The 15,526-nt window shown below is 65.3% G+C and carries 12 protein-coding genes and 1 pseudogene; 5 read left to right on the forward strand and 8 right to left on the reverse strand.

Features of this window, described 5'->3' with window-relative positions; all coding sequences use genetic code 11:
* Positions 1-58 precede the first annotated feature (58 nt).
* Positions 59-1,849, reverse strand: coding sequence for an arginine--tRNA ligase (argS, locus tag BC1002_RS01050; protein ID WP_013088218.1), 1,791 nt, complete (start codon positions 1,847-1,849; stop codon positions 59-61).
* Between the two features lie 463 nt (positions 1,850-2,312).
* Between argS and BC1002_RS01055 the strand changes: the two genes are divergently transcribed.
* Entirely contained in the window at positions 2,313-2,639 is a 327-nt protein-coding gene (locus BC1002_RS01055) for a DUF1840 domain-containing protein (protein WP_013088219.1), read from the forward strand.
* 134 nt (positions 2,640-2,773) lie between these two features.
* Here the strand turns inward: BC1002_RS01055 and BC1002_RS01060 are convergent, their stop codons facing one another.
* From BC1002_RS01060 to BC1002_RS01090, 7 genes and pseudogenes are all read right to left on the reverse strand, one after another.
* Positions 2,774-2,971, reverse strand: a complete 198-nt coding sequence (locus BC1002_RS01060) for a hypothetical protein (protein ID WP_013088220.1) — start codon at positions 2,969-2,971, stop codon at positions 2,774-2,776.
* A 189-nt stretch (positions 2,972-3,160) separates the two neighbouring features.
* Positions 3,161-5,884 (reverse strand): annotated as a pseudogene (metH, locus tag BC1002_RS01065) (methionine synthase); the annotation flags it as partial.
* 65 nt (positions 5,885-5,949) lie between these two features.
* A complete protein-coding gene (locus BC1002_RS01070; RefSeq protein ID WP_013088222.1) occupies positions 5,950-7,020 on the reverse strand; it encodes a homocysteine S-methyltransferase family protein in 1,071 nt (356 codons plus the stop codon).
* Positions 7,021-7,311: 291 nt separating this feature from the next.
* Complete coding sequence (locus BC1002_RS01075; RefSeq protein ID WP_013088223.1) at positions 7,312-7,569, reverse strand: BTH_I0359 family protein; 258 nt, start codon at positions 7,567-7,569, stop codon at positions 7,312-7,314.
* 121 nt (positions 7,570-7,690) lie between these two features.
* Positions 7,691-8,479, reverse strand: a complete 789-nt coding sequence (locus BC1002_RS01080; protein WP_013088224.1) for an alpha/beta fold hydrolase — start codon at positions 8,477-8,479, stop codon at positions 7,691-7,693.
* Between the two features lie 151 nt (positions 8,480-8,630).
* Positions 8,631-9,914 (reverse strand): DUF3108 domain-containing protein, encoded by a 1,284-nt coding sequence (locus BC1002_RS01085; protein WP_013088225.1) that lies wholly within the window; start codon positions 9,912-9,914, stop codon positions 8,631-8,633.
* A 41-nt stretch (positions 9,915-9,955) separates the two neighbouring features.
* A complete protein-coding gene (locus tag BC1002_RS01090) occupies positions 9,956-10,882 on the reverse strand; it encodes an IclR family transcriptional regulator (RefSeq protein WP_013088226.1) in 927 nt (308 codons plus the stop codon).
* Between the two features lie 160 nt (positions 10,883-11,042).
* On the opposite strand from BC1002_RS01090, the gene BC1002_RS01095 reads away from it, so the two are divergent.
* The 4 genes from BC1002_RS01095 to BC1002_RS01110 all read left to right on the forward strand — a co-directional run bounded on the left by BC1002_RS01095 (position 11,043) and on the right by BC1002_RS01110 (position 15,331).
* The gene (locus tag BC1002_RS01095; protein WP_013088227.1) at positions 11,043-12,026 is read left to right on the forward strand and encodes a fumarylacetoacetate hydrolase family protein; all 984 of its coding nucleotides are present in this window, start codon (positions 11,043-11,045) and stop codon (positions 12,024-12,026) included.
* A 196-nt stretch (positions 12,027-12,222) separates the two neighbouring features.
* On the forward strand, positions 12,223-13,476 hold the full coding sequence (locus BC1002_RS01100) for an ABC transporter substrate-binding protein (RefSeq protein ID WP_013088229.1): 1,254 nt from the start codon (positions 12,223-12,225) through the stop codon (positions 13,474-13,476).
* 54 nt (positions 13,477-13,530) lie between these two features.
* Positions 13,531-14,388 carry an enoyl-CoA hydratase/isomerase family protein gene (locus BC1002_RS01105; protein WP_013088230.1) on the forward strand — a complete coding sequence of 286 codons (858 nt, stop codon included), beginning with the start codon at positions 13,531-13,533 and terminating at the stop codon, positions 14,386-14,388.
* 82 nt (positions 14,389-14,470) lie between these two features.
* Positions 14,471-15,331 carry a PhaM family polyhydroxyalkanoate granule multifunctional regulatory protein gene (locus BC1002_RS01110; RefSeq protein WP_013088231.1) on the forward strand — a complete coding sequence of 287 codons (861 nt, stop codon included), beginning with the start codon at positions 14,471-14,473 and terminating at the stop codon, positions 15,329-15,331.
* Positions 15,332-15,526 lie beyond the last annotated feature (195 nt).

Raw genomic sequence — 15,526 nt, forward strand, 5'->3', positions numbered from 1 at the left:
GAATCCAGGAACGGCCGCCGATTATAGCGACGGCCGCGCGCATATTACGCTGGAGGAGTTACATCTTGACGGGAGCGGAGACGCCGATCGTCGCGAGACCGTTGGCCAGCACCTGGCGCGTGGCCGCGAGCAGCGCGACGCGAGCGTTGCGTTCGGCCGCATCGTCGACCAGCACGCGCTCGGCACGGTCATTGTAGAACGAGTGAAATTCGCCGGCGAGTTCGCGCAAGTAGAACGCGACCGCGTGCGGCGCGAGCTCGTCGGCGGCATGCTGCAGCATGTCCGGGAATTCGGCGAGCTTGTTGAGCAGCGCCATCGAGCGCTCGCTCGCGAGCGGCGCGAGATCGACGCTAGGGAGTACGCTCTCGTCGAGGCCGTAGCGCGCGTTGCACTCGGCGATCACCGAGCAGATGCGCGCGTGCGCATACTGCACGTAATGCACCGGATTCTCGTCGTTCTGCTTCAGTGCGAGGTCGATGTCGAACACGAACTCGGTGTCCGCCTTGCGCGAAATCAGGAAAAAGCGCACCGCATCGCGGCCCCGGCGAATGGTTTCCTCGTCGATCAGATCGACGGCCGCTTCCGAGCCCGGCGTCGCGCCGCCCGACCATTCGATCAGGTCGCGCACCGTCACGTAGCTGCCCGCGCGCTTCGAGATCTTCACCTCTTCGCCATTGCGCATGACCGTGACCATCTTGTGCAGGATGTAGTCGGGGTAGCCCTTCGGAATGCCGATGCCGAGACCTTGCAGGCCGGCGCGCACCCGCGCAATCGTGCCGTGGTGATCCGAGCCCTGCACGTTGATGACCTTCGTGAAGCCGCGCTCCCACTTCGCGACGTGATAGGCGACGTCCGGCACGAAGTACGTGTAGGTGCCGTCGGTCTTGCGCATCACGCGGTCCTTGTCGTCGCCGTCGTCGGTGGTGCGCAGCCACAGCGCGCCTTCCTGCTCGTAGGTCTTGCCCGCGGCGATCAGCGCGTCGACGGTTTTCTCGACGCGGCCTTCCGTGTACAGCGACGATTCCAGATAGTACTGGTCGAACTTAACGCCGAACGCCTGCAGGTCCATGTCCTGCTCGCGCCGCAGATACGTGACGGCGAAGCGGCGAATCGCCTCGAGGTCTTCGACGTCGCGCGCGCCGGTGACGGGCTCGCCGTCGCTCGCCTCGACCGTGATGCCGTTCAGATAGTCCTTCGCGATGTCGGCGATGTACTCGCCGTTATAGGCCGAAGCGGGCCAGCCTTCGTCGCCGGGGGCGAGGCCGCGTGCGCGTGCCTGGGTCGACAGCGCGAGCGTGTGGATCTGCACGCCGGCGTCGTTGTAGTAGAACTCGCGATGCACGTCCCAGCCTTGCGACTCGAGCACATGCGCGAGCGCATCGCCGAGCGCGGCCTGGCGGCCGTGGCCGACGTGCAGCGGGCCGGTCGGGTTGGCGGACACGAACTCGATCAGCACGTGCTTGCCGGCGTCGCGCCGCGAGCGGCCGTACGCTTCTTTCTCGGCGAACACGGCGGCGATCACACCTTGCTTGGCCGCGGCCGTCAGGCGCAGGTTGATGAAGCCGGGGCCCGCCACTTCGGCGGTATCGATCAGGCCCTTGGCCTGCGGATTGACGAGCAGCGCCTCGACGATCTGTTGCGCGAGCTGGCGCGGATTGGCGCGCAGCGGCTTGGCGAGCTGCATCGCGACGTTGCACGCGACGTCGCCGTGCGCGGCGACTTTCGGGCGCTCCAGCGCGATGGCGGGCGAGACGAAAGCGGCTTCGGTCGCGCCTTGCGTGGCGGTCGCGACCTGCTTCACCGTGTCGGCGAGCAGTGTTTCGAGTGTGTGTTTATGTGCGGGCAGCATGCTTGTTGCAAGTCCAGTGAGGCAATCCGGTAAGGCGGAAGAGGCGCCGGCCGCGGCCGGTGTCGCAAGCGTGGAGCCGTGGCCGCGCTTGGCGGCGCGGATCGCTGTGCCGCCGGCAGAGCGTCTCCGAGGCAATGCGACGACCCGCAACGCAAGCGGCGCAACGCGGTGGACTCCGCACGGCGGCTTGCCGTTGCACAGGCTCGCGCGGTATGCGGATTGCGGCCGATGATTCGACGCCCCCCGGTTGCACACGTGCGCGATGCTCGTCGAGCCTCGCCGTACGTGGCGCCGCGCGGCGCGCTTTTCCGTTCAGACGGATTTTAGCAGGTGCTAATATGTTCAATGAGTTGCCCGCGAGGGGTGTGGCCGCCGTGCCTTGCCGGCGCCACGTCAGGCGCGCGCAGTTGCCGCCCTTGGGACGCTCGTGCGCTCACCCGACATAACGAAAAAGGGAACAGTCATGCTGATTACTTTCAAGTGCCACGCCTGCCCGGACGTGATGATGCTGGAGAATCTGGCGCAGTATCTGGTCGGCATTGTCGGCAAACGCCTTGGGCAGCGGGGCGTCATCACTCACGACGAACTGGGCCCGGCCATCGAAAAGCTCGAAGCGGCGATCACGTCCGACAAGCAGGAGCGCGCCGAGCACGAGGGCCATTTCCACGAGGGCGAGGACGGCCGCGATCGTCACGAGATTCCGCCCGGTCTCGCGCAGCGTGCGTATCCGTTTCTCGACATGCTGCGCGCGGCACAGAAGGAAAACGCGGACATCGTCTGGGGGATTTGATTTCTCTGCTCGGTCCCGAGCGTCGCGGCCCGGACCGCCAAGGTTTTCGTAAGCGCTCTTTTGGCGCACGCAAGGAAAAGAGCCCGCTCGACGCGGGCTCTTTGCCATTCAGAAGGTTTTATCCGTCGAGCCGCTCATTGGCTCTCGGAGGCCGCCGACGCTGCCGCGCCTTTCTTCATCTTTTGTTTTTTCGCCTTTTTGACATGCGCCTCGGTGGGGGGCGAGTAGGAGCTGACCGAACTCGATCCGCCCGGCGCGGCGGGTTGCGCCAGCGCCAGGGAAGCGCCCGCGGCCAGTGAAACAGCGGTCAATAACAGTGTCAGCATCTTCATACGATTTTCTCCGTTGACGGTTGCAATCTCGATGAGCCGGCGCGTTGTGCTCGCGCCTGACGGGATGAAAGCCGACTCAGTCTACAAAGCCGAAATTGCCGTGGCGCCAAATCTTCGGTCTTTCGAACTCGATATAGTCGCGCAGGCATGGCCCAAGGCCGCACGGCCGGGCCATGCGTCGCTTCACGCTCAAAGCAACGGCGCCAACGCGCGCTCGGCGTCCGCTTTCGTGAGCGACATCCGTCGCGCGTAGTCGTCGAGCTGATCCGCGCCGATCTTGCCGACCGAGAAATAGGTGCTGTCCGGATGCGCGAGGTAGAAGCCCGACACGCTCGCCGCCGGAAGCATCGCCAGCGATTCGGTCACGCTCATGCCGATTTCATTCGCCTGCAGCACCTCGAACATGTCTCGCTTGACGAGGTGATCGGGGCAGGCCGGGTAGCCTGGCGCCGGGCGGATACCGCGGTATTTTTCGGCGATCAGTTCGTCGTTGGACAGGTTTTCGCTGTTCGCGTAGCCCCACAGGTCGCGCCGCACGCGCGCGTGCAACGCTTCGGCGAACGCTTCGGCGAGCCGGTCCGCGAGCGCCTTCAGCATGATCGCGCTGTAGTCATCGAGATCCTTCTCGAACTGCTTCTCCTTCACGTCGACGCCAAGGCCCGCTGTCACCGCGAACATGCCGATGTAGTCGGCGACGCCCGAGCCCTTCGGCGCGATGAAGTCGGCGAGCGAGCGGTTCGGCCGCATCACCCCGTCGACCACCGGCCGCACGCTCTGTTGACGCAGATTGCGCCACGTCAGCGCGACTTCGGTGCGCGATTCGTCCGTGTAGATTTCGATGTCGTCGTCGTTCACCGTGTTGGCCGGCAACAGCGTGATCACGCCGTTGGCCTGCAGCCAGCGGCCCTGAATCAGGCGCGCGAGCATCGACTTGCCGTCGGAGAACACGCGCCGCGCCGATTCGCCGACGATCTCGTCGTTGAGGATCGCCGGATACGGGCCGGCGAGATCCCACGTCTGGAAGAACGGACCCCAGTCGATATAGTTCGCGAGCTCGTTCAGATCGAAGTTCTTGAACACGCGCCGGCCGATGAACTTCGGCTTGACCGGCTGATAGCCCGCCCAGTCGATCTTCGTCTTGTTGGCGCGCGCTTCGGCGAGCGAGACCATCGGCTGCGCTTTTTTGTTCGCGTGCTGATCGCGGATGCGGTTGTAATCGGCGTTCAGTTCGTCGATGTACTTCGCGGCGCCCTCGTCGGACAGCAAGCTCGAGGCGACCGACACCGAGCGCGACGCGTCCGGCACGTAGACCACCGGACCCTCGTACTGCGGCGCGATCTTCACCGCGGTGTGCACACGCGAGGTCGTCGCGCCGCCGATCAGCAGCGGAATCTTCTTCACGCGGAAGTAGTCGTCGCGCTGCATTTCCGACGCGACGTAGGCCATCTCTTCGAGACTCGGTGTAATGAGGCCCGACAGCCCGACGATGTCCGCGCCCTCGACCTTCGCCTTCGCGAGGATCTCGTTGCACGGGACCATCACGCCCATGTTGACCACTTCGAAGTTATTGCACTGGAGCACGACCGACACGATGTTCTTGCCGATGTCGTGCACATCGCCCTTGACGGTCGCGATGATGATCTTGCCCTTCGCGCGCACATCGCCGCCGGCCGCCGCGAGCTGGCGCTTTTCTTCCTCGATGAAGGGAATCAGATGCGCGACCGCCTGCTTCATCACGCGCGCCGACTTCACGACCTGCGGCAGGAACATCTTGCCCTGGCCGAACAGGTCGCCGACGATGTTCATGCCGTCCATCAGCGGGCCTTCGATCACGTTGATCGGACGGCCGCCCTCGGCAGCGATCTTCGCGCGCACTTCCTCGGTGTCTTCGACGATGAAGGTCGTGATGCCGCTCACGAGCGCGTGCGCGAGACGCTTTTCGACCGGCTGGTTGCGCCACTCGAGGTTCTCTTCCTTCTTCGCGGCGCCGCTCTTGAACTTGTCGGCGATTTCGAGCAGACGGTCGGTGCCGTCTTCGCGGCGATTCAGCACGACGTCTTCGACGCGCTCGCGCAGTTCGGGATCGAGTTCGGCATACACGCCGAGCTGACCGGCGTTGACGATGCCCATGTCCATCCCCGCCTGGATCGCGTGATAGAGGAACACGGTGTGAATCGCCTCGCGCACCGGGTCGTTGCCGCGAAACGAGAACGATACGTTCGACACGCCGCCGCTCACCTTCGCGTACGGCAGGTTCTGCTTGATCCAGCGCGTCGCTTCGATGAAGTCGACGGCGTAGTTGTTGTGTTCCTCGATACCGGTCGCGATCGCGAAGATATTCGGATCGAAGATGATGTCTTCGGGCGGGAAGCCGACTTCGTTGACGAGGATCTCGTACGAGCGCCGGCAGATTTCCTTCTTGCGCGCGAACGTATCGGCCTGGCCCTGTTCGTCGAAGGCCATCACGACGCTGGCCGCGCCGTAGCGGCGAATCAGCTTCGCGTGGTGAATGAACTGCTCTTTGCCTTCCTTCAGCGAGATCGAGTTGACGATCGCCTTGCCCTGCACGCATTTGAGGCCCGCCTCGATCACGTCCCACTTCGACGAATCGATCATGATCGGCACGCGCGCGATGTCCGGCTCCGACGCGATCAGATTCATGAAGCGCACCATCGCCGCTTTCGAATCGAGCATCGCCTCGTCCATGTTGATGTCGATGACCTGCGCGCCGTTCTCGACCTGCTGGCGCGCGACGGCCAACGCCTCGTCGAACTGATTGTTCAGGATCATTCGCGCGAACGCTTTCGAGCCGGTCACGTTGGTGCGTTCGCCAACGTTGATGAAGAGCGTCCCGGACGTGACGTTGAACGGCTCGAGGCCGCTAAGGCGCATGGTGTGATCGGTCATGGCGTATGTGCGAGTCGGGGTCGTGCGTTAAGGGGCGTGCTGGGCGTCGGGGTGAAGTGCGTGAGGCCGGCTCAGGCCGCGTCGCGATACTGGCTCGGCCACTTGCGCGGCTTCAGCTCGGCGAGCGCCTTCGCGATCGCGGCGATGTGCTCGGGCGTCGTGCCGCAGCAGCCGCCAGCGATGTTCACGAGCCCCGCTTCGGCGAATTCCTTCAGCAGGCCCGAGGTATCCGCGGGCAATTCGTCGAAGCCGGTGTCGCTCATCGGATTCGGCAGACCAGCGTTCGGATAGCACGACACGTAGGTGTCGCACAGCTTCGCGAGCTCGGCGATGTACGGACGCATCAGCGCCGCGCCGAGCGCGCAGTTCAGGCCGAACGTGAGCGGCTTCGCGTGACGCAGCGAGTTCCAGAAGGCCTCGACGGTCTGGCCGGACAGAATGCGGCCCGACGCATCCGTGACGGTGCCCGAGATCATGATCGGCAGACGCTCGCCGGTGTTTTCGAACAGTTCGTCGAGCGCGAACAGCGCAGCTTTCGCGTTCAGTGTGTCGAAGATCGTTTCGACGAGGAACAGGTCCGCGCCGCCGTCGAGCAGCGCCTTCGCCTGCTCGTAGTACGCGGCGTGCAGTTCGTCGAACGTTACATTGCGCGCGCCGGGATCGTTGACGTCCGGCGAAATGCTGGCGGTTTTCGGCGTCGGGCCGATTGCGCCGGCGACGAAGCGCGGCTTGTCCGGCGTCGCGTATTTGTCGCACGCCGCGCGCGCGAGCTTCGCCGATTCGATGTTCATCTCGACGGCGAGCGACTCCATGCCGTAGTCGGCCTGCGCGACCGTGGTCGCACCGAACGTATTAGTCTCGATGATGTCCGCGCCCGCCGCCAGATACTGCTCGTGAATCTCGGAGATGATCTGCGGCTGGGTGATCGACAGCAGTTCGTTGTTGCCCTTGATGTCGCGCGGGTAGTCCTTGAAGCGCTCGCCGCGATAGCTGGCTTCGTCGAGCTTGTAGCGCTGGATCATCGTGCCCATCGCGCCGTCCAGGATCAAGATGCGCGAGTTCAGCAGCGCGGGCAGCGCTGCGCCGCGGGTATAGGCGGGCTCGGAACGGACTGGCGTGATGGATTGAGCAGGCTGGGTCATGGCGGACGAGGGCTTGCGCCGGCGTTGGCGGAAAGCCTGTCATTGTAGCCGCTGCCGCGCGGATGCGCCCGGCGAGCGGGAGGGGGTGAGGCGCGGCCGGCAAAATCGACCGATAGGAACGCGCCGCGTCAGCAATTCAGAACGCGCTAACAAACGAAGCAATAAAAAAAGCCCGGCAAGCCAAAGCCTGCCGGGCTGTTTCGTTGTCGCCGACCGCCAGATGAACCCGCGCGGCAGAGCCGTGCGGCGCGGTCGACCGATGTCGCCTGAGCGCCAGCTAAACCCCTCCGGTCAATGCAGAACCACTGGTTGGTGCATCAAGCTGTCGAATTGGCCGAGGAATTCGTCGACCTCGTCGAGCGTCGGCTCGCCTTCGATCAGCTTTTGCACATGCTCGCGAAAACGCGCCGCCATTGCACCGTCGATGTAGATTTCGCGCTGCATGTTCTTGTCAACAATCTCGTAGCCGCCCGACTTCATGGCCAGCTGACCTTCCTGCGGAGGAAACTCGACGACACAGTAGTTAGGGCTGTTATAGATCATTTGCATGGCGACACTCCTTATTTCCGTTGGGCTCCTGCCCTTTTCTGCAACATAGGTGGAGCATGGGGGATGGAATTCAAGGGGTGGGTCCGGACGACGCAAGTAAAAAAAACTCCGGACCTGACGGTTAGACTCGCCGCTCCAGAAACGATTCAAGCAACGCGGCAAAACGGTGAGATTGCTCGACGGGCGCGAGATGCGCGGCGTCCAGCAGCTCGAAGCGGGCGCCCTCGATCGCCTCCGCTATTGCCTGCGTAGCAGCAGGGGGCGTGCCCGTATCGTGACGTCCGGCCACCGTCAGCGTCGGCAAGCGGATCGCGCCGTGCTTGCCGCGCAGGTCGAAATCGCGTAGCGCCTCGCAGGCCATCGCGAAACCTTCCGGCGGGGTGCGCGCAAATGCCTCACGGATCGGCTCGACCGCTTCGGGATGCCCGACCTGAAAGTCGGGCGTGAGCCAACGCGCGATCGTCGACGGTAACAGCGCCTCCATGCCGTCGCTGCGAGCGGTGTGGGCGCGCTGATTCCACAACTCGCGGTTTTCGGGCGGAGTGCCGCCGGTGCTGTCGGCGATCGTCAGCGTGTCGAGACGCGACGGATGGTCGAGCGCAAATTGCTGCGCGATCATGCCGCCGAGCGACAGGCCGACCAGGTGCGTCGTCGGCGCGCCGAGCGCATCGAGCAGTTTGGCGAGATCGTCGGCCAGATCGCGCATGGTGAACGGCTCGCGCGCGACCGCGCTGTGGCCGTGGCCGCGCACGTCGTAGCGCAGCACCGTGTAATCGTCGCGGAAATAGCCGGCCATCTGATCCCAGACGGAAAGATCGCCGCCCAGCTGATGGATGAACGTGAGCCACGGGCCGCCGCCTTCGTTGCTCAGCACGTAGCGTGTTTCGATACCGTTGATGTTCACTTGCATGCAGACTCCTTTGAAGGAAACGCAGTGAAAAAGCGCGGTGGGTCGCCCCGTTCGTGCAAACGGAGGCTCCATTGACGTGCGAGTCAGCGTTGCAAAGTAAGTTTCGCCGATCTCGGGCGGTTCTGCTCGTGACACTGTGTCACGACAAGTGTCACGGTTTGATGATTGTTGGAGCGGTTGACTCGACCGGTGCGGCGGGGGCGGCTTCGGGCGATACTGGCGATGCGTCGGCGGGTGCCAGCGTTGCAGGGCTCGTGGCAGAAGGGACTGCGGGCGTGGCACCCTGTGGCGACGCCTCATCGACATTCAGCTTGCCGCGCCACACCAGCTCGAACTGGGTACCGTTCGGCTCCGTCTGCAGAATGCGCGCGGGCAGCCAGCCGAGCGATGGCGCGAGCCACACGTCGATGCGGCGCTGATCGCCATCGTGCCGCGGCAGACGTTTGAAATGACGCGTCTGCAGATAGCCCTGCGCCGCGCGGATCGATTCGTCGCCGATCGTCTCGATCGGCCAGTTCTCGCCGCTATCGGAATCGACGACGAAAAACTGTCGCGTCACGCCGGGCTTATAGGCGTCGGGATCGCCGCGCACGAGGCTGGCGAGCTGCATCACGACGCTGAAGCGGTCCTGCGCGCCGTCAGGTAACGGCAGCGAGGCGGGCGTGCGCGTAAAGGCAATCTTCCTGTCGCTGCGATTGAAGATCGCGATGTCTTCCGCACGACGGCCACGCTTTTCGCTGTACTGCGCCGGCGCGAGGCCAAAGCCATCGATGCCGCCGTGGCTCGAAAACACGAACGGACCGACGAACGGCAGCGGCACCGATACGACCATTTCGTAGCCTTGCCCATTGCTCGCCCAATGGATCGTGCCGGGCGCGTTGCGCACGCCGTTGTAGAACGTGTCGTAGCCGAGTTCGGCCGACGGCGGCACCGAGAACTTCACGCCCTGCGACGCTTGCGGCGCGCTGGCCGCGCCAGGGGCGCTCGCGGCGGCGCCGCTGGCATTGGCATTGACCGACGCATTCGCGCTCGCGGCCGCGGGTGGCGCGCTTGGCGCGACCTCCGATGCCGGCGTGGCCGCCGCCTCGTTCCGTTTAGCCGGCTGCAACGCGGTCAGCGCATGCTGCTCGCGCGGCGGATGCGCCGCGGGCTTGCGTACGGGCGCTGGCGGGTGCGCTGCCGGCGCGGCCGGCTGTGGCGCCGGTTGACGCTCGACTCTCTCGGGCGTCAGCAGCGCGACCTGCACCGGCACATGCTCGTGATTCGCCGGATTCAGATCCACGCGATTGCGCTCGAACCATTGCGCCGCGATCCAGTGCACGACCGCCACGCCCACCAGCACCGCGATCCAGCGCCCCGCGCGCGCCCCGCGTCCCGGCCCGCTGCCAAAAGCGGGAAGGCGATCACGACGGCGGTGGGCGGAAGCAAAATCCATCGGCGCTTGAATCGTTGAGAGCTTGAAAGGATTGGCGCGTATCAGCCGTTGTCGCTACGGGGCGCCGCGCTATAGCCGAGTTCGTACGACAGCTTGCGCGCGCATTCGCGCAATGCGGTATCGATCTCGCCGCCCCAGCGGATATCGAACGCGCCTTCATGACCGAGCGCGACGAGACCGAGCGCGAGTTCGCCGGTCGAATCGAACACCGGCATCGAGAACGCGTGGATCGTCGGCAGCAGCATGCCTTCGACGCGCGCGGCCTCGTGCTCGCGCACCTCGGCGAGCAGCTTGTCGACGTCTTCGCGGGTGCGCGGCGCGCCGCTATACGACGAGCGCCGCGAGTCGCCCAGCTCGCGCTCGACCATCGCGGCGGTCTTGCCGGACGGCAGGTAGGCGGCGAACAGCTGGCCGGTCGCGGAACTGAGCAAGGGCATCACGTCGCCGAGTTTCAACGATGCCTTGGCTGGATAGCTCGACTCCATCCAGTGCACCATCGTCGGCCCCTGATTGCCCCACACCGCAATGCCGACCGTCAGATCTAGCCGGTCGCGCAACTCGGCGAGCGCGATGCGCGCGAGCTTCACACCGTCGACTCGCGCAAGCCGCGCGAGCCCCAGCTGCAACGCGAAGCCGCCGAGTTCATAGCGGCCCGAAAGCGGGTCCTGCGCGACCACGCCGAGGCGCAGAAAACTGACCAGATACCGATGCGCCTTCGCCGGACTCATGCCCGCGCGTTGCGCGAGATCGCGCAGCATCATCGCGCGCGGCTCGTGAGTCAGCACGTCGAGCAGCCTGAAACCGACCTCGATCGACTGGATGCCCGAGCGCAGTTTCTCTTCGCCGGGTTCGCCGGCTTCGTCATCGGCGCTGGTTGCGTCGGTGGCATCGGCCTGGTCGAGTAGATCGTCGGCGGACGCGGAGTCGGTGCGGGTGCGGATCGTGCCGGAGCGGGCGTTGGCGGACATGTGCAAAAGGGCGCGGGCAGCGCGTTCGTTAATCGCAAAAGGCACGTAGTGGCGGTAGTTACAGTGACAACGACGAGGAACACGCACATATTGGGCCGCGCCGATTCACCATCGTAGAATAGATTCCTTCCATCGTCACTAATACACGGTTCACAGCTCTATGAAACTTGCCTCGCTGAAGGATGGCACGCGCGACGGTCAACTGATCGTCGTGTCCCGCGACCTGCACACGGCGGCCATCGCCGACGCGATCGCGCCCACGCTGCAGCGCGTGCTCGACGACTGGGCCTTCTACGCGCCGCAACTGCACGACCTCTACGATGCGCTGAACCAGGGCCGCGCGCGCAACAGCTTTTCGTTCGACGCGAAGGAATGCATGGCGCCGCTGCCGCGCGCGTTCCAGTGGGCCGACGGTTCATCCTACGTGAATCATGTCGAACTCGTGAGGCGCGCACGCGGTGCGGAAATGCCGCCCGAATTCTGGACCGACCCGCTGATGTATCAGGGCGGCAGCGACGACTTCATCGGCCCGCGCGACGATGTGGTGTGCGCATCGGAAGCGTACGGCATCGACTTCGAGGCTGAAGTCGCGGTCATCACCGGCGATGTGCCGATGGGCTCGACGCCCGAGCAGGCACTGCGCGGCGTGCGACTGGTGACGCTCGTCAACGACGTGTCATTGCGCCACCTGATCCCCGCCGAACTCGCGAAGGGCTTCGGCTTTTTCCAGAGCAAGCCGGCCACGTCGTTCGCGCCTGTCGCGGTGACGCCCGACGAGCTCGGCGAACACTGGCGCGAAGGCCGCGTGCATCGGCCGATGATCGTTCACTGGAACGGCAGGAAGGTCGGCCAGCCCGACGCGGGTACCGATATGGTGTTTCACTTCGGTCAGCTGATCGCGCATGCGGCGAAAACGCGCAATCTGCGTGCTGGTTCGATCGTCGGTTCGGGCACGGTGTCGAACAAGGACGCGAAGCGCGGCTACTGCTGTATCGCCGAGAAGCGCTGCCTCGAAACGATCGAGCACGGCGCGCCGCAAACGGAGTTCATGAAGTACGGCGACACCGTGAAGATCGAAATGTTCGACGACGCGGGCAAGTCGATTTTCGGTGCGATCGAGCAGGGCATCGCGCCGCTCGAATGAAGCGCGGCGGCCACGCGGCAGTGCTTCGACGCGGTGGCGCGCGCGAAAGGGTTTCGCCCGATGCCACCGCCCGCGCGCGCGGCTACACTGACTGGCGCGCCGGCTGGGACGGCGCGAATGTCGGATAGCGTGCAGCAACGCATCGGTAGCACATCGGCAATACATCACAACGAAAACCCCGACGTGAGGAGACAGCATGCCGCGATTGGACTTCCCCGCAGCTGGATATCGACGCGCTGGTGCGTCACTCGTTGAAGCGCGCACGACCGCGCGTGGCTCGTGTCAACGCGGCCGGCGCTTCGCGCGGCGCGCCGCGACGCTGTGCGCCGCGCTCGTCTGCGCGTTGCCGCTGACATCGTTCGCGCAGGTGAAGATCGGTCTCGTGCTGTCGCTGACCGGGCCGGCCGCATCGCTCGGCATTCCCGCGCGCGACACGGTCGCGCTGCTGCCGAAACAGATCGGCGGGCAAAACGTCGAGTACATCGTGCTCGACGATGCCTCGGACACGACCCAGGCCGTGCAGGACACCAAGAAGCTGATCAGCGAGAATCACGTCGACGCGATCATCGGCTCGTCGATCACGCCGAATTCGCTCGCGATGATCGATGTGGTCGCCGAGGGTGAAACGCCGATGATCTCGCTCGCGTCGTCCGCGAAAATCATCGAACCGGTCGATGCGAAACGTCGCTGGGTCTTCAAGACGCCGCAGACCGACGCGATGATGGCCTCGGCAATCGCCGAGCATGCGAGCGGACACGGCGTGAAGACGATCGCGTTCATCGGCCAGGCCGACGCGCTCGGCGAGACCTTCTACGCCGAGGTCGCGAAGTTCGCGCAGCTGCATCACATCGACGTGGTCGCGAGCGAGCGCTTCAATCGCACCGATCCGAGCGTGACCGGCCAGGTGCTGAAGATTCTCGCGACTCACCCCGACGCGGTGGTGGTCGGCGCGGCCGGCACACCTGCCGCGCTGCCGCCGAAAACGCTGCGCGAGCGCGGCTACAAAGGCGTCATCTATCACAACCACGGCGTCGGCAATAACGACTTCCTGCGTGTGTGCGGCGCCGATTGCAACGGCACTTACCTGCCCGCGAGCCCGGTGCTGGTCGCCGCGCAATTGCCGGCCGATCATCCGGCCAGGCGCCTCGCGCTCGAATACATCGCGCGCTTCGAGGCGCAGCACGGCGCGGGCAGCGTGTCGGCGTTCGGTTCGTACACCTCGGACGCGGACGCGTTGCTCGAGCACGCAATTCCGCTTGCGTTGAAGAGCGGTGCGCCAGGCACGCCGGCGTTTCGCCGCGCGCTGCGCGATGCGCTCGAAGGAACCCGCGGTCTCGCGGATACCAACGGCGTCGTCAACATGAGCGCGGCCGATCATCTCGGGCTCGATCAGCGCGCGCGCGTGATGGTCGAAATCACTAATGGCAGGTGGCTTTATCAGCCGCATTGAACGGGTCGCGACGTTGCGCGCGCGACTGAACGAATCACCTACGGACTGCTCACCATGACTCAGTCATCGCAACCGAACGACGTGTACTACGCGCACTACCAGTCGCTGCGTTTGCAGCGTCATCCGCACGGCGTGCTCGAAGTCGTGATGAGCGGCGAGGGCGCGAATAAAAGCGGCCTCGCGACCGCGGACGCACGCATGCATTACGAGCTCGCGGAAATCTGGCGCGACATCGATCGCGACCCCGACACGCGCGTCGCGATCATTCGCGGCGAGGGCAAGGGCTTTTCGGCCGGCGGCGATCTGCAGCTCGTCGAGGACATGGCGAACGACTTCGAGGTGCGCACGCGGGTATGGCGCGAAGCGCGCGACCTCGTCTACAACGTGATCAACTGCGGCAAGCCGATCGTGTCGGCGATGCACGGGCCGGCGGTCGGCGCAGGGCTGGTCGCGGGGTTGCTCGCCGATATCTCGATCGCGGCGAAGACGGCGCGCATCATCGACGGACATACGCGTCTCGGTGTCGCCGCGGGCGATCATGCGGCGATCGTCTGGCCGCTCTTGTGCGGCATGGCGAAGGCAAAGTATTACCTGCTGCTGTGCGAGCCGGTGAGCGGCGAGGAGGCGGAGCGCATCGGACTCGTTTCGCTCGCTGTCGACGAAAGCGCGCTGCTGCCGAAAGCGTTCGAAGTCGCGCGCAAGCTCGCCGACGGGTCGCAGACCGCCATCCGCTGGACCAAGTACGCGCTGAACAACTGGCTGCGCACGGCGGGGCCGGCGTTCGATACGTCGCTCGCACTGGAGTTCATGGGCTTCGCGGGGCCCGATGTGCGCGAGGGCTTGAGTTCATTGCGCGAGCGGCGCGCGCCGGATTTTGGCGCGGGCCGTCCGCGTCACGACGAACCATCGTGATGTCATACCCCAAACGGTATGATCGAATCAACGCGCGCGGCATCGCGCGCTCTACCTGTCATCCAGTACCGAGGCGACAACCATGACCGACACCCCTGGCTCCGCGCCGCCCTTTCCCGGCTTTCCCGGTTTCCCGCCCGCTGAAATGCTCGATCGGATGTGGAGCATGATTCGGCTGTCGCCGTTCGGCGCCGCCATGACGGGCGCGCAGCCGGGTGGCGGCACGAGTCCGTCGCTGTCGATGATGTCCGACATGATGGCGCCGCTCACGAGCGTCGAGGAGCTCGACAAGCGCATCACCGACATGCGCGCGGTCGAGCAATGGCTGAAACTGAATCTGAGCATGCTGCAGTCGGCGATCCAGGCGCTCGAAGTGCAACGCGCAACGCTCGCGACGCTGCGTGCGTTCGGCGCGTTCGCGCAAACGTCGATGTCGCAGGCGGCGGCTGCCGCGTCGGGTGCCGCCGCGAGTGACGCACCGAACCCCGCCCCGAGCCCTGCGCCGGCGCCGAGCTGGACGAAACCCGCCAAGCCCGCGCCCGAAAGCGCCACTCAAGCCGACAGCGACGAACGGCAAGCGCCCGCCGCACCCGCTTTCGATGCATCAGCGTGGTGGAATCTTCTGCAATCGCAGTTCAACCAGATCGCGCAGTTTGCAATGACGCAGCCGTCCGTCGCGGTCGCCGCGGCTGGCGGGGGCACGCAGGGTAAGCCGGAGTCGTCGAAGGCTGGGGATCCGTCGGGCGGCGATCCGTCGGGCGGCGATCCGTCGGGCGGCGATCCGTCGGGCGGCGATCCGTCAGGCGGTGCGTCGGACGCCGCCGCGCAAAGCGCGAAGCCCGCCGCCAAACGGCCGGCCGCGAAACGCGCCGCGACATCGACATCGGCCAAACGCGCGTCCGGCGAGGGCACGAGCGCGGCAACGTCGAAAAAATCCACCTGAGCGGGCGGTGCGGGCAACTCGCTAGCGCCCGGTGTGACAGCGACAGCAACGAAAAAAGGAGGGCGGTGAAGCCCGCGCTTGCTCCACCTGTCGCCCCGCGAATGAGTGCCCGATGACGAGCACAACCCATCGCCTACGTTTTCGCCGGATTTCAGCGCCGGCGACTTCCTCGCGTGTGAATTGCCGATTTTGTTG

The organism is Paraburkholderia atlantica, assembly GCF_000092885.1.
Taxonomy (GTDB): Bacteria; Pseudomonadota; Gammaproteobacteria; order Burkholderiales; family Burkholderiaceae; genus Paraburkholderia; species Paraburkholderia atlantica.